An 18424-nucleotide genomic window follows, 5' to 3' on the forward strand; every position below is an offset into this window, starting at 1 on the left:
TTTCCCTCGCCGACCCCTACCGCTCGGTACGGAGCTGCTCTACAGTCCCATTGCGCCAGTGTTCACTGGCAGAGTCCATGGCGATGCGTGGAGGCTTCGGGATGGCCGAGCACGAGCATGTACGGGTGGCGGTGATCGGGTCCGGGTTCGGCGGGCTGGGGGCCGCCGTGCGGCTGCGCCGCGAGGGGATCACCGACTTCGCCGTACTGGAGCGGGCCGACAGCGTCGGCGGCACCTGGCGGGACAACAGTTACCCCGGGTGCGCCTGCGACGTGCCCTCCCACCTCTACTCCTTCTCCTTCGCGCCCAACCCCGACTGGCCGCGCACCTTCTCCGGGCAGCAGCACATCCGCGCCTACCTCGAGCACGTCACCGACCTGTTCGGACTGCGCCCGCACATCCGCTTCGACTCCGAGGTCAAGCTGATGACCTGGGACGCCGAGAACCTGCGGTGGACCATCGAGACCACGCGCGGCTCGCTCACCGCCGACGTCGTCGTCTCCGCCACCGGGCCGCTGTCCGACCCGAAGATCCCCGAGGTACCGGGCCTCGCGTCCTTCCCGGGCAAGGTGTTCCACTCCGCCCGCTGGGACCACGACTACGACCTGCGCGGCAAGCGCGTCGCCGTGGTCGGCACCGGCGCCTCCGCCATCCAGATCGTGCCCGCGATCCAGCCCGAGGTCGGCCGGCTCACCCTCTTCCAGCGCACCCCGCCATGGGTGATGCCCCGCATGGACCGCGCCATCAGCGGCGTCGAGCGCCGGCTGCACCGGTTGCTCCCCGTCACGACCCAGGTGCGGCGCGGGCTGCTGTGGGGCATCCGGGAACTGCAGGTCCAGGCGTTCACCAAGCACCCCGACGAACTCGGCCTGGTCGAGCAGCTCGCCAAGCGCAACATCGCCCGCACCGTCAAGGACCCGGCCCTGCGCGCCAGGCTCACCCCCGACTACCGCATCGGCTGCAAGCGGATCCTGCTGTCCAGCGCGTACTACCCGGCGCTGACCAGGCCGAACGTGGACGTCGTCGCCAGCGGGCTGAGCGAGATCCGCGGGTCGACGCTCGTCGCGGCCGACGGCACCGAGGCCGAGGCCGACGCGATCGTCTTCGGTACGGGCTTCCACGTCACGGACATGCCGATCGCCGAGCGTGTGGTCGGCGCGGCGGGCGCCACGCTCGCGGAGTCCTGGAAGAACGGCATGCAGGCGCTGCGCGGCGCCACTGCCGCCGGGTTCCCGAACTTCATGACGGTCATCGGGCCGAACACCGGGCTCGGGAACTCCTCCATGATCCTCATGATCGAGTCCCAGCTGAACTACATGGCCGACTATCTGCGGCAGTTGGACGTCCTGGGGGTCCCCCCAGGCCCTCAAGGCACTGGGGGAGGCCGTACGGCCCTCGATGCCCGGCCCGCGGCCGTCGAGGACTGGAACCACAAGGTCCAGGAGCGCATGAAGCGGACCGTGTGGAACACGGGCGGCTGCACCAGCTGGTACCTCGACGCGAGCGGCCGGAACACCACCATCTGGCCCGGTACGACGTCCGAGTTCCGGCGCGCGACCCGGCGGGTGGACCTGGCGGAGTACGAGGTCATCCGGAAGACCGACGGCAAGCCGGCCGGTACGGCAGGGCAGAAGGCCGGTACCGCCGTGCAGCGGACGGTGGCCGCTGTTGCGGAGAGCGAGGGCGCCGCATGAGCCGGCCCATCCCCGTCGCCCACGGCCGCTACGCCCCGCCGGCCCCCTCCCGGGAACTCACCGTCGTCTCCGCCGACGGCGCGCGACTGCATGCCGAGGTGCACGGGCCCGAGAACGCGCCCCCCGTCGTCCTCTCGCACGGCTGGACCTGCTCGACCGCCTTCTGGGCGGCACAGATCCGGGACCTGGCCACCGACCACCGGGTGATCGCGTACGACCAGAGGGGACACGGACGCAGTCCCGCGAGCCCCGCGTGCACCACTCGGGCGCTGGCGGACGATCTCGAAGCCGTGCTCGCGCGGACACTCGCGCCCGGCGAGAAGGCCCTGATCGTCGGCCACTCCATGGGCGGCATGACCATCATGGCCGCGGCCGCGCGCCCCCGCTTCCGTGAACACGCCGCCGCCGTCCTGCTGTGCAGCACGGGCAGCTCGCGGCTGGTCGCGGAGGCGCGCGTGCTGCCGATGCGCGCGGGGCGCGTGCGCACCTGGATCACCGGGCGCATTCTCGGTTCGAGTGCCCCTCTCGGTCCGGTCACGCCGGTCGCGAAGAGCATCCTCAAGTACGCCACCATGGGCGCCGGTTCCGCCCCGCACATGGTGGAAGCGTGTGCGCGGATCGTGCACGCCTGCCCTCGCGCCGTACGCCGCGCCTGGGCCGGTGTGCTCGAGGCGCTCGATCTCGACCACGGCGTAAGGGAGTTGCACATGCCCACCGCGGTGGTGCACGGCGCGTCCGATCGGCTCACGCCTGCCGTGCACGCCCGCGCGCTGGTCGCCGCGCTGCCGCGCTGCGTCGGTCTCACCGAGCTGCACGGCGTCGGGCACATGACCCCGATCGAGGCCCCGGACCTGGTGACCGGCAGGATCCGGGACCTCGTCGGCACGTACGTCAGCGGCACGGGGGCCGGCCCCGAGGACACGCACCGTTCCAGCCCGGCGCGGATCAAGCAGACCAAGGAGGGCGCATGAGCAGGGTCAGCCTCGAAGGACAGGTCGCGGTCGTCACCGGAGCGGCGCGTGGCGTCGGTGAACTGCTGGCGCGCAAGCTCTCGGCGCGCGGCGCGAAGGTCGCGCTGGTCGGGCTGGAGGAGGAGGCGCTCAAGGAGGTCTCCGGGCGGCTGCACAGCGACAGCGCGTACTGGTACGCCGACGTCACCGACCACGAGGCGATGAGCCGGGTCGCGCGGGAGGTGAAGGACCGGTTCGGGAAGACGGACATCGTGGTCGCCAACGCCGGTGTGGCGACGGGCGGTCCGTTCATCGGCTCCGATCCGCACGCCTGGCGGCGGGTGATAGAGGTGAACCTGATCGGTTCGGCGGTGACCGCGCGGGCGTTCCTGCCGGTGCTGGTCGAGAGCCGGGGCTATCTGCTGCAGATAGCCTCGCTCGCCGCGATCACACCGGCGCCGATGATGACGGCGTACTGCGCCTCCAAGTCGGGCGTGGAGGCGTACGCGCACAGTCTGCGCGCCGAGGTCGGCCACCAGGGCGTGCGCGTGGGCGTCGGCTACCTGTCGTGGACCGACACCGACATGGTGCGCGGCGCCGACCAGGACGACGTCATGCGGGAGTTGAGGCAGCGGCTGCCGTGGCCGTCGAACAAGACGTATCCGCTCGGCCCCGCCGTGGACCGGATCGTGGCCGGGATCGAGCGCCGCTCGGCGCACGTGTACGGACAGTGGTGGCTGCGCGGCATGCAGGGCGTGCGCGGATATCTGCCGGCGCTCATCGGGACGGTCGGACAGCGCGAGATGCAGCGGTTCGCGCCCCGCTTGCACGGCATGCGCTCGGGGCTCGTGGGCGCGGGCGGAGCGGCCGACGAAAAGGCGCAGGCTACGCAACGTAACTGATCCACATGCGTTCCGTAGGCGCCCGTGTGAATCTGGTCGAGGCCCCACCAAGGGGCCGATTCCCCTCTCACTCACCACAGGAGTGAACCCACATGGGTATGAAGGACCAGACGCAGGGCAAGTCCCAGCAGGGTAAGTCCCAGCAGGCCAAGGGCAGGCCCGAGCAGTCCCGCGAGCAGGCCGGGCAGCGCGGAAAGCAGCAGCAGCAGCGCGGTCGGCAGGGCCAGCAGCCGGCGCAGTCCGAGCGGGGCCGCCCGCACGAGAACCTGCGCGACATCGAGGACACGGAGCGGGAGATGGAGGACCGGTTCGACCGGGACTACCCCGCGTAGCCGCTGCGCTCGGCTTCGGCCGGTCTGACGTGGGGCACCCTTCGTTCGCGGAGGGTGCCCTGCGCCGTTCTTCACCCCTGGCCGTTGCTCCTCGGCGGCAGCTTCGGGCGGGACCGGTCGGGGACGCCGGAGTAGTCCGGGGGAACGGCCGCCGGGGTGGATTCGAGGAGGTCCAGGGCCAGTTGGATCGCGTCGTCCATCTGGGCGTGGCGGCCCTCGGCCCAGTCCAGGGGGGTGCGCATGATCTCCAGGTCGGGGGCGACGCCGTGGTTCTCCACGGACCAGCCGTAGGCGTCGAACCAGGCCGCGTTCATCGGGACCGTGATGACCGTGCCGTCGCCGAGGCGATGGCGGCCGGTCATGCCGACCACGCCGCCCCAGGTGCGCTGGCCGACCACCGGACCGAGTTTCAGCAGTTTGAAGGCGGCGGTGATCATGTCGCCGTCCGAGGAGGTCGCCTCGTCGGCCAGGGCGACCACCGGGCCCCGCGGCGCGTTCGAGGTGTACGACACCGGCTGGGCGTCCCTCGTCAGGTCCCAGCCCAGGATCGTCCGGGTCAGCTTCTCGATGACGAGTTCGCTGATGTGCCCGCCCGCGTTGCCGCGCACGTCCACGATCAGCGCGGGCCGGGACATCTCCATGCGCAGGTCGCGGTTGAACTGGGCCCAGCCGGAGCCGCCCATGTCGGGGATGTGCAGATAGCCGCACTTGCCGCCGCTCAACTCCCGTACCACCCCACGGCGTTTGGCGACCCAGTCCTGGTAGCGCAGCGACCGGTCGTCGACGAGCGGGACGACGGCGACCCGCCGGACCTGGTCCGCCTCCCCCTGCGCCGGGGTGAACGTCAGCTCCACGGTCGTCCCCCCGGAGCCGGCGAGCAGCGGATACGGCCCGGTCACCGGGTCGACCGGGCGGCCGTCGACGTGGGTCAGCACGGCGCCCTCGCGGATGCCCGTGCCGGCCAGCGGCGAGCGGGCCCTGGAGTCGGAGGAGTCGCCGGGCAGGATGCGCTTGATGGTCCAGTGGCCGTCACGGCGGACGAAGTTGGCGCCGAGGAGGCCTTGCGCGCGCTGGTAGTGCTGCGGGCCCTCGTTGCGGCGGGCGGCGGTGACGTAGGCGTGCGAGGTGCCCAGTTCGCCGAGGACCTCCCTGAGGAGATCCGCGAACTCGTCCGGGGAGGCGACCCGTTCGACCAGCGGGCGGTACTGGGCGAGCACCGCGTCCCAGTCGATGCCGCACATGCCCGGCTCCCAGAAGTAGCTGCGGATGATGCGCCCCGCCTCCTCGTAGGCCTGGCGCCATTCGGCGGGCGGGTCGACCTCGTGCAGGATGCGGCGCAGATCGATCCAGACGGTCGTGTCGCCGTCGCCCGTCTCCGTGGAGGGAACGGCGCGCAGCTCGCCCTCGTCCACGACGACCAGCCGGGTACCGTCGCCGCTCACCGCGAACCAGTCCATGTGGTCGACCAGTTCGGACTTCTTCGCCTTGGTGATGTTGAAGTACTCCAGGGTCGGGCGGCCGCTGATGTCGGCGGGGTTGACGAAGGTCTCGCCGAGCGCGCCGGAGATCGGCCAGCGCAGCCAGACCAGGCCGCCGCCCGCGACCGGGTGCAGCGCGGAGTACTTGGAGGCGATGACCGGGAACGGTGTGACCCTGTTCTCCAGGCCCTCCACCTCCACGGTCACCGTGCCGGCCTCGCCCGTCTCCTCCTCCTCGACCGGGTCGAGCCCGCCGGCGGCCGGGCGCCCCTCGGGGTTCAGGGCGAAGGGGGACGGCGTCGCCGAGTTCAGCGGGACGAGGTACGGGCGGCAGCCGAGCGGGAAGGAGAGGTCGCCGGTGTGGACGTCGTACACCGGGTCGAAGCCGCGCCAGGAGAGGAAGGCGAGATAGCGGCCGTCGCGGGTGAAGACGGGGTTCTCGTCCTCGAAGCGGCCGTTGGTGACGTCCACGATCAGCCGGTCCTTGATGCGGGCCAGCTTGATCTGGCGCAGGGAGCGGCCGATGCCCGGGTGGGACCAGGTGAGCCAGGAGCCGTCGGGGGAGAAGGCGAGGTCGCGCACGGGTCCGTTGATGGAGCGGATCAGCTCGGTGACCCGGCCGGCCGCGGCCCCGTCCGCCTCTTCGGCAGGGACCTCAGAGGACTGAGAAGACGCAGAGGTCTCAGTGGTCTCAGTGGTCTCAGAGGTCCCGGCAGTCTCCTCCTCGGGGACGTCGATCAGCAGCAGCCGTCCGTCGTGCGAGGCCACCGCCAGCCGTTCGCCCTCCGGATCGCAGACCATCTCCAGGACGCGGCCCAGGGCGCCGGAGGCCAGCCGCCTCGGGGCGCGGTCGCCGGTCGCGCGCGGCAGCTGGGAGATCTCGACGGCGTCCTCGCCCTCGGCATCCGTCACATAGGCCACCTGGCCGGTCGTGCCGAGCATCTCCGGCAGCCGGACCCGGACGCCGGGCGTGTCGATGATCGTACGGGCGGGGCCGTCGCGGTGGGTGAGCCAGTACAGGCTGCCGCGTACGACGACGGCGCTGGCCCGGCCGGTCTCGTCCACGGAGATGCCGTCGACGTTCTGCGCGGCCGGCACCTGATAGCGGCGGCGCCCGGTGGCGGGCCCGGCGAGACGGATGTCCAGCCTGCGCGGTACGGCGCCCGGGGAGAAGTCCTCCACCAGCCACAGGTCGCCCGCGCACTGGTAGACCACCCGGGCGCCGTCACTGGAGGCGTGCCGGGCGTAGTAGGCGTCGTGGTCGGTGTGCCGGCGCAGGTCGGTGCCGTCGTACGCGCAGGAGTAGAGGTTGCCGACGCCCTCGTGGTCGGAGAGGAAGGCGACACGGCCGGCGACGAACATGGGGCAGGCCAGATGGCCGCCGATGTCGGGCACCAGCTGCCGCCCGTGCAGCCAGAGGCGGCCCATGGCGCCGCCGCGGTAGCGCTTCCAGGAGGCCGGTTCGTGCGGCGGGGTCCCGGTGAGCAGCAGTGTCCTGTGCTCGCCGTCGATGTCGGCGACCTGGATGTCGGTGACCGGGCCCCAGGGCAGCTTGCGGCCCGGGTCACCGTCCGCGGACACCTTGTAGGCCCAGGTGAAGTAGGAGAAGGGCTGGTCGTGCGAGGCCACGGCCAGGATGTCGCTCTCCCCGCCCTCGGGGGGTGTCCAGCCGCAGACCCGGGTGTCGGAGCTGCCCCAGTACGTCAGCTGCCGTGCGGGGCCGCCGTCGGTGCCGACGAGGTGGATCTCGGGGTCGAGGCTGCGCCAGGTCGTGTACGCGATCCGGCGGCCGTCGGGCGAGAAGCGCGGGTGGCCGGTCTTGGTGCGGTCCGCGGTGAGGCGCCAGGCGCGGCCCGGGGTGTCGAGGGGGGCCAGCCACAGATCGTCCTCGGCCACGAAGCAGAGCAGATTGCCGCTGAGGTGGGGAAGGCGCAGATAGCTCACCTCCCTATGCTTTTCCGGGTGAACGGCGCCAGCAACTTGTACACGGGCCGGCGAGCCGGCCGTCGAGCCGGACTTATGGGAATCGAACAACCGTGACCCAACCCACGTACGAAACGGTTTCGTTTCGCACGTTCTCAGGGTATCTTCATGGTGGTACGAACAGCAGGCTCCGGAGCGGGAGGTGAGTGGCATGACCGAGGTCGTCGCAACGGCGCGTCGCAGTCGGATCACGCCCGAGCGTGAGGCCGAGTTGTACGGGGCCGTGCTCGACCTGCTCCGCGAAGTCGGCTACGACGCCCTCACCATGGACGCCGTGGCAGCCCGCACCAAGTCCAGCAAGGCGACGCTCTACCGCCAGTGGGGCGGCAAGGCCGAACTGGTGGCGAAGGCGGTGCGGCACACCAAGCCGGGCGGCATGGGCCTCGACGGGATCGACACCGGGTCGCTCAAGGGCGACCTGCACGCTCTCACCATGCGTTCGGACGACTGCGAGATGGAGCAGAACTCCGCCCTGATGCGGGGTCTGGCCATGGCGGTGCACAGCAATCCGGACCTCCTGCGGGCGTTCCGGGATCACCTGATCGAGCCGGAGATGGCGTCGTTCCGCCGCGTCGTGCAGCGGGCCGTCGACCGGGGCGAGGTCCGGGCGGACAACCCGGCGATCGAGTTCATGATGCACATGATGCTCGGAGGGTTCGCCGCCCGCACGATGATCGACGAACTGCCGCCGACGCAGGCCTTCCTCATGTCGTACATCGATGCCGTGGTCCTCCCCGCCCTCGGCATCCCCACCGACTGACCTTTCTCCCCAGCAAGCCCACCAACTGACGTCACCGCTCACGTCGTCGGGCTGACCACCCCTGCCCTGATCAACCCCACGACCTGACCGGGAGTACGCCTCCGTGGCCACGTTTCTGTACAAGCTGGGCCGTCTCGCCTTCCGGCGACGGCACTTCGTCGCCCTCATATGGGTGGCGCTGCTGACCCTCGCCGGGGTGGGCGCCGCCTCCGCGCCGCCTGCCGGCAGCACCTCCTTCTCCATCCCCGGCACCGAGGCGCAGAAAGCCTTCGACCTGCTGGAACAGCGCTTCCCGGGGATGAGCGCCGACGGCGCCACCGCGCGGGTCGTCTTCAAGGCGCCGGCCGGCGAGAAGGTGACCGACAAGCTCAACAAGGCGACCGTCGAGAAGACCGTCAAGGCGCTGGGCAGCGGCTCCGAGGTCGTCTCCGTCGCGGACCCGTACGCCGGGCACGCCGTCAGCCGGAACGGCTCGATCGCCTACGCCTCGGTGAAGTACAAGGTCTCCGGCATGCAGCTGAAGGACTCCTCCAAGGACGCCCTGAAGGAGGCCGCACAGCAGGCGCGCGACGCCGGGCTGACCGTCGAGGTCGGCGGTGACGCGCTCACCGCGACCCCGGAGACCGGCTCCAGCGAGGTCATCGGCATCGTGATCGCCGCCGTCGTCCTCGTCATCACCTTCGGCTCGCTGCTCGCGGCCGGATTCCCGCTGCTGACCGCGCTCATCGGCGTCGGCATCGGCGTGTCCACGATCACCGCGCTCGCCAGCGCCCTGGACCTGGGCTCCACGACCTCCACCCTGGCGTCGATGATCGGCCTGGCCGTCGGCATCGACTACGCCCTCTTCATCGTCTCTCGCTACCGCGCCGAACTGGCCGAGGGCCGCGAGCGCGAGGAGGCGGCCGGACGCGCCGTCGGCACGGCGGGCTCGGCGGTGGTCTTCGCGGGCCTGACCGTCGTCATCGCCCTGGTCGGCCTGTCGGTCGTCAACATCCCGATGCTGACCAAGATGGGCGTCGCGGCGGCGGGCACGGTCGCCATCGCCGTCCTGATCGCGCTCACGCTGATCCCGGCGCTGCTCGGCTACGCCGGCCGCAGGGTCAAGCCCGCCGGCCAGAAGAGCAAGCTGCTCGGCGGCGGCCGGAAGCCCAAGAACCCCGGCAAGCCCAACATGGGCACCCGCTGGGCGAGCTTCGTCGTACGGCGGCCCGTCGCGGTCCTGCTGCTCGGCGTGATCGGCCTCGGCGCGGCGGCGGTCCCGGCCGCCTCCCTCGAACTCGGCCTCCCGGACGACGGCGCCCAGCCGACCTCCACCACCCAGCGCCGCGCCTACGACCTGCTCTCCGAGGGCTTCGGACCGGGCTTCAACGGCCCGCTGATGGTCGTCGTCGACGCCAAGGACAGCCATGACCCCAAGGCCGCCTTCGCCAAGGTCGGCGACGAGATCAAGGGCCTGAAGGACGTCGTCACGGTCACCCCGGCCATGGCCAACAAGGCCGGCGACACCGCGACGATCACGGTCGTCCCCGGGTCCAAGCCGTCCTCCAAGACGACCGAGGACCTGGTGCACACCATCCGCGGCAAGGGCGCGGACATCGCCAAGGAGACCGACTCCAAGGTCCTGGTCACCGGCTCGACGGCGATGAACATCGACGTCTCGCAGAAGCTGAACGACGCGCTGCTGCCGTATCTGGCGCTCGTGGTCGGCCTCGCCTTCCTGCTCCTGATCGTGGTCTTCCGTTCGGTCCTCGTCCCGCTGAAGGCGGCCCTCGGCTTCCTGCTCAGCGTGACGGCGGCCCTGGGCGCCGTGGTCGCGGTCTTCCAGTGGGGCTGGCTGTCCGGTCTCATGAACGTCGAGCAGACCGGCCCGGTCATGTCGATGATGCCGATCTTCATGGTGGGCGTCGTCTTCGGCCTCGCGATGGACTACGAGGTCTTCCTCGTGACCCGGATGCGGGAGGCGTACGTCCACGGCGAGAAGCCCACCCAGGCCGTGGTCACCGGTTTCCGGCACGGGGCGCGGGTCGTGACCGCCGCTGCCATCATCATGATCGCCGTCTTCTCCGGCTTCATCGGCTCCAGTGAGTCGATGATCAAGATGATCGGCTTCGGCCTCGCGATCGCCGTCTTCTTCGACGCGTTCATCGTCCGCATGGCGATCGTCCCGGCGGTGCTCGCCCTGCTCGGCAAGCGGGCCTGGTGGCTGCCGAAGTGGCTCGACCGCGCGCTGCCGAACGTCGACGTCGAGGGCGAGGGCCTGCGCACGCAGTCCTCCGCGGACGGCAAGGACGCCGACCCGGACGGGGAGCGGGAGCTGGTACGCGCGTGACGTACCGCCCGTAGTCCGTACCGCCCGTAGTCCGCACCGGCCTCGGCCGGTACCGGTCAGCCGGTGAGGGTGCCCGTGGGGACGGGGCTGCACCCTCACCGGCTGCTTCTCGTCATCTCTTCTTCAAGCGGAACGCCGGGCACGCGTCCGGGTCGTCGTTCTTGTAGAGGTACGTGCGTGTGGAGTCCATGGCGATCGAGAGCTTGTCGATGGTGTAGCCGTCGAGGAAGAGCCTCGGCTCGGTGAAGGACAGATCGACCTGCGGGGGGTCGCCCGGCCCGCCGCTGTAGTCCACCTGCCAGGTGCCCGACCCGTTGAACGTGTCGCCCAGTTCGCTCTTGTACCAGTCGCCGGTCGGCCAGTTGTGGACGGTGACCGTACCGCCGGACCTGCCGCCGGCCGGCTTCAGCGTCATCGTCACCGCCTTCGCCTCGTCCTTGCCCGTGTAGGTGCCCGTCAGATCGACGGAGCTGACGGAGGTCGCCTGCTTGGCCATACAGGCCTCGACGGCGGTGGAAGCCGAGGCGCAGGCACCCAGCGGAAGCAGCAGGCCGAGCGCGGCCACGGCGGTCACCGCGCGCGCACGCCTGCCCGTCACAACGAGTCGGGACACGGCAGTCACTTCTCCTTCGCCGGGATGCGCTCGGTCCAGACGATCTCCTGGTGCACGTTGGAGAAGGCGCCGTCCTTGCGGTTGAGCTTGTCGAGCCAGTCGTAGTACCCGATGTAGTGCAGGAACGACGCGTTGCTCGTGGTGTTCTCCAGCTTGTACTCGACGACCAGGGAGCCGTCGGGGTCCTGGCCCTTGACCGTGTACGCCAGGTCGTACGAGCCGGTGAACGCCTCGCCCAGGTGGTCCTCGTCATCGGTGACGATGGCCGGAAGGTCCGTGGTGACGAGCTTCTTCAGCGCACCCAGCTTGCCGCTGTCCGAGATCGAGTAGTGCACCGTGCCCTCGGCGTGACCGTCGGTCTGCCACTGTTCGAGGGTGTCCTGGCGCAGCTTCTTCATGCTTTCGCTGCCGCGGACCAACTCGGTCATCCGGTCGCCGTAGTAGTACTCGCGTTGACGGGAGCCGTCCCCGGTGACCCAGTCCCAGCCGAGCGAGTACGGGTCGTCCGGACTGAGCCCCGGATAGGGATCCTTGCCCTGCATGGCGAGATCCAGCGCGTTGTACTCGTCCTCGCTGATCTTCTTGGTGGAGTTGATGTCCGTGAATCTCGGGTGGTCGTTGAACCATGTGCCGAGGCCGACATCCGACATCAGACTGAAGGCGAGGTTGCGGTCGGCCGTGACACCGCGCCGCACGATCCCCGCGATCTCGTGCCGGGCGCCCTCGATGGTCTTGCGCTCCTCATCGGTCAGACGCGCCTTGCAGACCCCGTCGATGACGTCGGCGGCCACCTCCCCGTCCGCGCTGATGTAGAGCCCCTTGCCCTTGGCCCGCCGGACGGCGCCCTTCAGGTCCTTCTGAACGGCCTTGAGTTCGCCCACCGCGTCCTCGATCACGCGCCGCACCGCGTCCACCACGCCGCTGGCGTCGTCGAGTTGCCGCTGCATGTCGTCGATCATCTTCCAGGCGTACGGCGCGGCGGCGCCCTCCCAGTAGCCCTTGTTCCGCAGCGGTGCGAGGACCTCGTCGTTCATGCGCTTGCCCAGGCCCTTGACGGCACGGTGGATGGTGCCGCAGCGTTCCGCGAGGCCGTCCAGGACCGTGAGATCCGTCTCCAGCAGCTCCGCGTAGAAGGACTTCGACGCGGGCATCAGTAGTCCTCCAGGGCCGAGCGCACCCGCACCCGCCGCGCCGAATCCCCCACGGCGGCATCGGTCTTGGTGTAGGTGTCGTCGCTCGACCGCAGGCTCTCCGCGATGTGGGTCAGCCACGCCGTGACCGTGCCCGCCTGACGCTCCCACTGGCGGTGGACGAGATTGATGGCCAAGGCGGTCTGCCAACCGCTGAGACCCCGCACGGCCTTCAGCGCCGGCTCCTCCAGCGAGGCGGCCGGCTTGTAGAAGTCGTTGTGGACGTCGTCCACGCTGCCCGCGGCCTTCTTGAGCACGGACGGTGCGATCTTCAGCCGGTCCTGGGACCGGCCGGGCTGTCCCGGCGGCTTGAGCAGCCCGGGTATGTCCGCCGTCCGGCCGGGCGTCCCCGGTGGCTTGAGCAGCCCGGGCGTCTGCGGCTGCAGGGGCGTCACGTTCAGCGGGTCGTTGGTGCTCGAGGCGGGCGGAACCGTGTAGAGCCCCTCGAAGCCTGGGACGACATGATGCTTGTGCAGTTCGTCCGGGCTCAGCGGCAGCTTCGACTGACTCGGCTCCGGAAGCTTGTCGTCCGCCTGTACGGCTTTGCCTTCGCTCACAGTGATTTCCCCGTTCCCCCGTGGACCGGGCCCTCGCACCGGCCCGGCCGTGAACGTCTGTTGCGGTACGCGTCAGGAAATCACAAAGTCGTCGGATGATCACATCGAAGCCCGGCCCCCCCATGTGCCCGCCGGTCCGCGGGGCGTGACGGCAGGGGTGAAAACCCCGTGAGCGCGGCCGGAACGATGCCGTAGCGTGCCGGGCATGACGATGACCGCCACTGACACCGGAGAGTCCGGAGCCAACCCCCGGTTCGCCGAAGCGATGCGTGCGCTCGGTCTGGACGACGTCCTCGCGCGCACCCGGCGGTTCCCGGAGGCCACCCGGACCGCCGCCGAGGCCGCCGCCGCGATCGGGTGCGAGCTGAACCAGATCTGCAAGTCGCTGGTCTTCGCCGCCGACGGCGTCCCGGTGCTCGTCCTGATGGACGGGGCCTCGCGCGTGGACGTGGACCGGGTGCGTGCGGAACTGGGCGCGGGCAGGGTCACCCGGGCCGACGCCGGTGTCGTGCGCGACACCACCGGGTACGCCATCGGCGGCGTCCCGCCCTTCGGGCACCGCACGCGCATGCGTGTCCTCGCCGACCGCTCGCTGCTCGCCCACGCCGAGGTGTGGGCGGCGGCCGGCACGCCCCACGCCGTCTTCCCGATCGAGCCGCGGGCGCTCGTGTCCCATGCCGGTGCCGAACTGGTGGACGTGCGCGAGCAGACCGCGTGACCCCGCTCGTCACGGCGGCCGTCCTGTGCGCCGCGGTGACCCACGCCAGCTGGAACGCCATCGCGCACCGCATCACCGACAAGCTCGTCGGATTCACCCTGATATCCGGCGGCGGGGTGCTGATCGGGCTCGCCTTGGCGCCGTTCGTGGCGTTCCCGGCGGGGCCCGCCTGGCCGTACCTGCTCAGCTCGGCGGTCGTGCACATCCTGTACTACGCCCTGCTGATGACCTCCTTCCGGCTGGGCGACTTCGGGCAGGCCTACCCCATCGCGCGGGGGACCGCCCCGCTCGTGGTCACGGTGCTGGCGGCCGTGTTCGCACACGAGGTGCCCAGCGGCTGGGCACTGGCCGGGGTCGCCGTGTCCTGCGCGGGGCTCACCGGCATCAGCCTGTGGGGACTGCGCGGAAGCCGGCCGCACTGGGCGGCGATCGGCGCGGCCCTCGCGACCGGGCTGACGATCGCCGCGTACACGGTGATCGACGGCCTGGGCGTGCGCGCCGCACACTCCCCGCTCGGGTACATCGCGTGGCTCATGGCCATCCAGGGGGTCGTCATCCCGGGCTACTTGTACGCACGCGCGCGTGCCGACACCGTCCGCCTGCTCCGCCCCTACGCCGCCCTCGGCCTCCTCGGCTCCGCCCTGTCCGTCGCCGCGTACGGCCTGGTCCTGTGGGCCCAGACCCGCGCCGACCTCGCCCCCGTCGCAGCCCTTCGCGAGTCCTCGATCATCGTCGGCGCGGCGATCGGCGCGGTGTTCTTCAAGGAGCGGTTCGGGACGCCGAGGATCGCGGCGGCGGGGTTGCTGGTGGTGGGGATCGGGTTGATGCTGCACGCCGGGTAGCGGGGGAGCGGGGTGGGGAGCGGGGTACACGCCGGGTGGTGCGCGACGCGGCTGGTTCACAGACCGTGCGCGGGTGCGTGAGTCCGTCGGCGCCACGAAGATGACCTGGGACCACCAGGCAGCAGCCGGAGACGACAACAGGGAGCCGTCAATGACCGACAAGCCGAGCGTCAGCGTTCTGGGCACCGGCATCATGGGGGCCGCCATGGCCCGCAACCTGTGCCGGGCCGGGCTGGACGTGCGGGTCTGGAACCGGACGCGCGCGAAGGCCGAACCGCTCGCTGCCGAGGGCGCCCGGGTCGCCGGCACGCCCGCGGAGGCGGTCGAGGGCGCCGACGTCGTCCTCACGATGCTCTACGACGGCGCCACCGTCCTGCACACCATGCGTGATGCGGCCCCGGCGCTGCGCCCCGGCATGGTGTGGGCGCAGTGCACCACCGCCGGGAGCGACGTGGTCACCGACCTGGCCGCCGTCGCCCGCGAGCACGGCCTCGTCTTCTACGACGCCCCCGTCCTCGGCACCCGCCAGCCCGCCGAGGCCGGCCGGCTGACCGTGCTGGCCGCCGGACCCGAGGAGGGGCGGGAGACGATCACGCCCGTCTTCGACGCGGTCGGCGCGAAGACCGTGTGGACCGGGACCGACGGCGCGGCGGGCAGTGCCAGCCGGCTGAAGCTGGTCGCCAACAGCTGGGTGCTCGCCGCCACCGCCGCGGCCGGCGAGGTCCTCGCCCTCGCCAAGGCCCTCGGCGTGGATCCGCAGGACTTCTTCGACCTCATCGAGGGCGGCCCGCTCGACATGGGCTACCTGCGGGCCAAGGCCGCGCTGGTGCTCGACGGCAAGCTGTCCCCGGCGTCGTTCGCGGTGGCCACCGCGGTGAAGGACGCCCGGCTGATCGTCCAGGCGGGCGAGCGCGGCGGCGTACGGCTCGATGTGGCCGCCGCGACCGCCGAACGGCTCGCCCGCGCCGCCGCCCAGGGACACGCCGACGAGGACATGGCCGCCGCGTACTTCGCCAGCTTCGACGAGCGGGCCGAGCGGGGCGAATAGGGCGAATAGGGCGGGGAGCACGGGGCAGCCGAAGGAAGGGGTCCGGCACCGGCGTCGACATGACGGCCGGGGCGCCCGGGAGCACCCTGGAAGCAGCGGTTTTCGGAGGTGGTCGTCATGATGCACACCGCAGTCGGATGGCATGTCGAGCTGGAGTTCCTGGAAGACGATCAGCACACACGCGCGGTGGCCATGGTGCGCTTGGCCGACGGCACGGAGGTGAAGGCGCACGGCCGGGCCAGCCGGCACAGTATCGACTCCAACCAGCCCCGGGTCGGCGAGGAGATCGCCGGCGCGCGTGCCCTCAACGAACTGGCCATGCAACTGCTCACCAAGGCCCACGGGGAGATCGACGCGGCGTCCGGGCGGACCTCGCACCCGATCAACGTGTGACACCGGGCGGGCCGGACGGCGTGTGAGAGAGGTGCTGTGCGCGCAGTGTGCGCTGTGTGCGGGCGTGCGCTCCCGGGCGTCTGCCGCGAGGCGTGCGGCTCTCAGCGCGCGCCTTGTGCGAGCGCCGTGCGCAGCGCCCGTACCAGTGCCTGCGCCCTCGGGTCCGCCGTCACGCTCTTCCTGAAGCCGTTGGTGACATAGCCGAAGGAGACGCCGCTCTCCGGGTCGGCGAACGCGAGCGCGCCGCCCCGGCCCGGGTGGCCGAAGGACCCGGGGGAGAGCAGCGGGGACGCGCTGCCGTGGAGCATGTAGCCGAGACCGAACCGGGTGCCCACCACCAGGACCCGGTCCGGTCCGGCGGACTGCTCCGCGCGCGCCAGCTCCGTCGTCTTCGGGGCGAACAGGCGTATGCCGCCGTCCACATTGCCGATGAGCGAGGCGTAGAAGCGGGCAAGTCCGTCGGCGGTGGCGATGCCGTTCGAGGCGGGCAGGGCGGCGGCGCGGTAGGCGGGGTCGTTCTCGTCGGGAAGCGGCGTGATCGCGGCGAACGCGCGCCGGGTCAGGGAGTCCGGGTCGGCATAGGCCTCGGCCACCGCGCGCTTGGGGCGGGTCTTCAGCACGCCCGCGGCCTGAGGTGCCTCGACCGGCCCGACGCGGCCCACGCGCGCGTGCTGCGACTCCGGCAGGCCGAGCCACAGATCCGCGCCGACGGGTCCCGCGATCTCGTCCGCGATCCACTCGCCCACCGGGCGGCCGGTGACCCGCCGGACGATCTCGCCGGTGAGCCAGCTGTAGGTCTGGGCGTGGTAGCCGTGGTCCGTGCCCGGCTCCCAGGCCGGCGCCTGCGCGGCGACCGCTGCGGCGCCCAGATCGGGGTCGGCGGCCTCGGCGGGAGTCAGCGGGCGGTCCAGCACGGGTGTGCCCGCGCGGTGCGCGAGCAGGTGCCGGACGAGGGTGTGCTCCTTGCCGGCCGCCTTGTACTGCGGCCAGTACGCGCCGACCGGGGCGTCCAGGTCCAGTTCGCCGCGCTGGTGCAGGAGCAGGAGTGCGGCGGCGGCCACGCCCTTGGTCGCGGAACGCACGATCTGGGCGGTGCCCGCCTCCCAGGGGGCCGCACCGTCCGTACCTGCGGCACCTGAGGCACCGTCCGTGCCCGCCGCACCGTCGACGTCTCTGGTACCGGCCCACAGGTCGACGACCCGGTGGCCGTCGCGGTACACGGCCACGGCCGCGCCGCGCTCCCCGAGCAGCGCGAAGTTCGCGGCGAACGCCTCCCTGACCGGCTCGAAGCCCTCGGCCACAGTGCCGTGCACGTCCACGTCCGCCGTCCTTTCCCGGGGTGTCCCATCGCCTGCGACAGTGCCTGCAACACCGGCCGCGCGCCTGCGATTCCTTGGTGGGATCAGCCCAGCAGAATCGTTACGTCGATGTTGCCGCGCGTCGCGTTGGAGTACGGGCAGACCTCGTGCGCCGCGTCCACCAGCTTGGCCGCGAGGTCGGCGTCCAGGACCGGCAGGGAGACGCTGAGGGCGACCGCGAGGCCGTAGCCGCGCTGCTTGTTCGGGCCGATGCCGACCTTCGCCGCCACCGTGGAGCCGGTCAGGTCGTAGCCCGCGCGGTTGCCGACGAGGATCAGCGCGTTGTGGAAGCAGGAGCTGTAACCGGCCGCGAACAACTGCTCCGGGTTGGTGCCGTTGCCGTCGCCGCCCAGCTCCGGGGGCATCGCGACCTGCAGTGCCAGCCGGCCGTCCTGGCTGGTGACATAGCCGTCCCGGCCGCCGTGGGCGGTGGCCTCGGCGACGTACATGATCTTCGTCGGACGGGTGTCGACGGCAGAGTCCTCGGTCATGGCCGGCCTTCCCCGGATCAAGTGGCGCACAAATACATCGTGCACAAGGTACTGGTCGGTACGTCGGCAAATGCGGGCAGGGGTGGCCAACCGGGGGTAACGCCAGATCAGTGCGTCCGGCGCCGGTCGGCCACCGTGTCGGCACGCTCGGTGAGTCTCCACAACTCCTCGCGCAACCGCGCGACCTCCTGCGCGCCGAGTCCTGTTGTGGTGAGGAGCGCGCCGGGTATGCAGGCCGCACGCTCCTTGAGTTCTTCTCCGCGCCCGGTGCACGCGACGAGCACCGAGCGCTCGTCGTCCGCCGCGCGCTCCCTGCGCACCAGGCCTGCCCCCTCCAGTCGCTTCAGCAACGGCGAGACGGTCCCGTAGTCCAGGCGCAGGGCGCGCGCCAGTTCCTTCACGCTGGTCTCGCCGTGCTCCCAGAGGACCAGCAGGACGAGGTACTGGGGGTAGGTGAGTCCGAGGTCGTCCAGAAGTGGACGGTATACGGCGGTCACGGCCCGCTGTGCGGCGTACAGCGCGAAGCACAGCTGGTCGTCCAGCTGCAGCGACCCGGCGGCCTCTTTGTCGTCTCGGTCGTCTTGAGGCGTCACGCGCCCATTCTCACGGACGCGCCGCACCCCCCGCCGCGCACACCCACCGCGTGCGCCATGGCGCGCGCATTCACTCCGCGCGCCGCATCGATTCGCCGTCCTCAAGAAGCGCAAATCGGAAAATGTGGCACATTAGAGGAGAAACCGGACATGCACCGTCTTTATAGGTGACTCAGCGTGAGAGGGCGTTCCG

17 protein-coding genes are annotated in these 18424 nt (G+C 71.1%); 10 read left to right on the plus strand and 7 right to left on the minus strand.

Features of this window, described 5'->3' with window-relative positions; genetic code table 11:
• Positions 1-101: 101 nt before the first annotated feature.
• The 4 genes from A6P39_RS24425 (at position 102) to A6P39_RS24440 (ending at position 3878) form a co-directional block, all read left to right on the plus strand.
• Positions 102-1694, plus strand: a complete 1593-nt coding sequence (locus A6P39_RS24425; protein ID WP_067050098.1) for a flavin-containing monooxygenase — start codon at positions 102-104, stop codon at positions 1692-1694.
• Positions 1691-2665 carry an alpha/beta fold hydrolase gene (locus A6P39_RS24430; protein WP_067050095.1) on the plus strand — a complete coding sequence of 325 codons (975 nt, stop codon included), beginning with the start codon at positions 1691-1693 and terminating at the stop codon, positions 2663-2665. The genes A6P39_RS24425 and A6P39_RS24430 overlap by 4 nt, the downstream gene beginning before the upstream one ends.
• Positions 2662-3546, plus strand: coding sequence for an SDR family oxidoreductase (locus A6P39_RS24435; protein WP_067050092.1), 885 nt, complete (start codon positions 2662-2664; stop codon positions 3544-3546). Before A6P39_RS24430 ends, A6P39_RS24435 begins: the two co-directional genes overlap by 4 nt.
• A 92-nt stretch (positions 3547-3638) precedes the next feature.
• Entirely contained in the window at positions 3639-3878 is a 240-nt protein-coding gene (locus A6P39_RS24440; RefSeq protein ID WP_067050089.1) for a hypothetical protein, read from the plus strand.
• 71 nt (positions 3879-3949) lie between these two features.
• Here the strand turns inward: A6P39_RS24440 and A6P39_RS24445 are convergent, their stop codons facing one another.
• Positions 3950-7300, minus strand: coding sequence for a S41 family peptidase (locus A6P39_RS24445; protein WP_067050087.1), 3351 nt, complete (start codon positions 7298-7300; stop codon positions 3950-3952).
• 190 nt (positions 7301-7490) lie between these two features.
• On the opposite strand from A6P39_RS24445, the gene A6P39_RS24450 reads away from it, so the two are divergent.
• Positions 7491-8099 carry a TetR/AcrR family transcriptional regulator gene (locus tag A6P39_RS24450; RefSeq protein WP_067050084.1) on the plus strand — a complete coding sequence of 203 codons (609 nt, stop codon included), beginning with the start codon at positions 7491-7493 and terminating at the stop codon, positions 8097-8099.
• A gap of 103 nt (positions 8100-8202) precedes the next feature.
• Entirely contained in the window at positions 8203-10428 is a 2226-nt protein-coding gene (locus A6P39_RS24455) for an MMPL family transporter (protein ID WP_067050081.1), read from the plus strand.
• Positions 10429-10540: 112 nt separating this feature from the next.
• Here A6P39_RS24455 and A6P39_RS24460 read toward each other — a convergent pair whose 3' ends face one another.
• The 3 genes from A6P39_RS24460 to A6P39_RS24470 are packed head-to-tail and all read right to left on the minus strand — an operon-like array spanning position 10541 to position 12788.
• A complete protein-coding gene (locus A6P39_RS24460) occupies positions 10541-11041 on the minus strand; it encodes a hypothetical protein (RefSeq protein ID WP_159396120.1) in 501 nt (166 codons plus the stop codon).
• 5 nt (positions 11042-11046) lie between these two features.
• On the minus strand, positions 11047-12192 hold the full coding sequence (locus tag A6P39_RS24465; RefSeq protein ID WP_067050076.1) for a hypothetical protein: 1146 nt from the start codon (positions 12190-12192) through the stop codon (positions 11047-11049).
• Complete coding sequence (locus A6P39_RS24470) at positions 12192-12788, minus strand: WXG100 family type VII secretion target (protein ID WP_067050073.1); 597 nt, start codon at positions 12786-12788, stop codon at positions 12192-12194. The genes A6P39_RS24465 and A6P39_RS24470 overlap by 1 nt, the downstream gene beginning before the upstream one ends.
• Before the next feature lie 205 nt (positions 12789-12993).
• Here A6P39_RS24470 and A6P39_RS24475 point away from each other — a divergent pair, with 205 nt between their 5' ends.
• The 4 genes from A6P39_RS24475 (at position 12994) to A6P39_RS24490 (ending at position 15789) form a co-directional block, all read left to right on the plus strand.
• On the plus strand, positions 12994-13506 hold the full coding sequence (locus tag A6P39_RS24475) for a YbaK/EbsC family protein (RefSeq protein ID WP_067050070.1): 513 nt from the start codon (positions 12994-12996) through the stop codon (positions 13504-13506).
• Positions 13503-14348: a DMT family transporter gene (locus tag A6P39_RS24480; RefSeq protein WP_067050067.1), complete on the plus strand. Its 846-nt coding sequence runs from the start codon at positions 13503-13505 to the stop codon at positions 14346-14348. Before A6P39_RS24475 ends, A6P39_RS24480 begins: the two co-directional genes overlap by 4 nt.
• Positions 14349-14499: 151 nt before the next feature.
• Positions 14500-15396 carry an NAD(P)-dependent oxidoreductase gene (locus A6P39_RS24485; protein ID WP_067050065.1) on the plus strand — a complete coding sequence of 299 codons (897 nt, stop codon included), beginning with the start codon at positions 14500-14502 and terminating at the stop codon, positions 15394-15396.
• 117 nt (positions 15397-15513) lie between these two features.
• Complete coding sequence (locus tag A6P39_RS24490) at positions 15514-15789, plus strand: DUF1876 domain-containing protein (RefSeq protein WP_067050189.1); 276 nt, start codon at positions 15514-15516, stop codon at positions 15787-15789.
• Between the two features lie 101 nt (positions 15790-15890).
• Here the strand turns inward: A6P39_RS24490 and A6P39_RS24495 are convergent, their stop codons facing one another.
• From A6P39_RS24495 to A6P39_RS24505, 3 genes are all read right to left on the minus strand, one after another.
• Positions 15891-17108: a serine hydrolase domain-containing protein gene (locus A6P39_RS24495; protein WP_067050062.1), complete on the minus strand. Its 1218-nt coding sequence runs from the start codon at positions 17106-17108 to the stop codon at positions 15891-15893.
• A gap of 83 nt (positions 17109-17191) precedes the next feature.
• Positions 17192-17638 (minus strand): organic hydroperoxide resistance protein, encoded by a 447-nt coding sequence (locus tag A6P39_RS24500; RefSeq protein ID WP_067050060.1) that lies wholly within the window; start codon positions 17636-17638, stop codon positions 17192-17194.
• Positions 17639-17745: 107 nt separating this feature from the next.
• Complete coding sequence (locus A6P39_RS24505) at positions 17746-18231, minus strand: MarR family winged helix-turn-helix transcriptional regulator (protein WP_067050057.1); 486 nt, start codon at positions 18229-18231, stop codon at positions 17746-17748.
• Positions 18232-18424: the final 193 nt, after the last annotated feature.

The sequence above is a fragment of the Streptomyces sp. FXJ1.172 genome, from assembly GCF_001636945.3.
Classification (GTDB): Bacteria; Actinomycetota; Actinomycetes; order Streptomycetales; family Streptomycetaceae; genus Streptomyces.

Excerpts from the sequence above, each read along its gene's own strand:
- A6P39_RS24450 (WP_067050084.1), top strand. The coding sequence starts at position 7,491 with ATGACCGAGGTCGTCGCAACGGCGCGTCGCAGTCGGATCACGCCCGAG.
- A6P39_RS24435 (WP_067050092.1), top strand. The coding sequence starts at position 2,662 with ATGAGCAGGGTCAGCCTCGAAGGACAGGTCGCGGTCGTCACCGGAGCG.
- A6P39_RS24430 (WP_067050095.1), top strand. The coding sequence starts at position 1,691 with ATGAGCCGGCCCATCCCCGTCGCCCACGGCCGCTACGCCCCGCCGGCC.
- A6P39_RS24465 (WP_067050076.1), bottom strand. The coding sequence starts at position 12,192 with ATGCCCGCGTCGAAGTCCTTCTACGCGGAGCTGCTGGAGACGGATCTC.
- A6P39_RS24490 (WP_067050189.1), top strand. The coding sequence starts at position 15,514 with ATGATGCACACCGCAGTCGGATGGCATGTCGAGCTGGAGTTCCTGGAA.
- A6P39_RS24500 (WP_067050060.1), bottom strand. The coding sequence starts at position 17,638 with ATGACCGAGGACTCTGCCGTCGACACCCGTCCGACGAAGATCATGTAC.
- A6P39_RS24440 (WP_067050089.1), top strand. The coding sequence starts at position 3,639 with ATGGGTATGAAGGACCAGACGCAGGGCAAGTCCCAGCAGGGTAAGTCC.
- A6P39_RS24475 (WP_067050070.1), top strand. The coding sequence starts at position 12,994 with ATGACGATGACCGCCACTGACACCGGAGAGTCCGGAGCCAACCCCCGG.
- A6P39_RS24485 (WP_067050065.1), top strand. The coding sequence starts at position 14,500 with ATGACCGACAAGCCGAGCGTCAGCGTTCTGGGCACCGGCATCATGGGG.
- A6P39_RS24425 (WP_067050098.1), top strand. The coding sequence starts at position 102 with ATGGCCGAGCACGAGCATGTACGGGTGGCGGTGATCGGGTCCGGGTTC.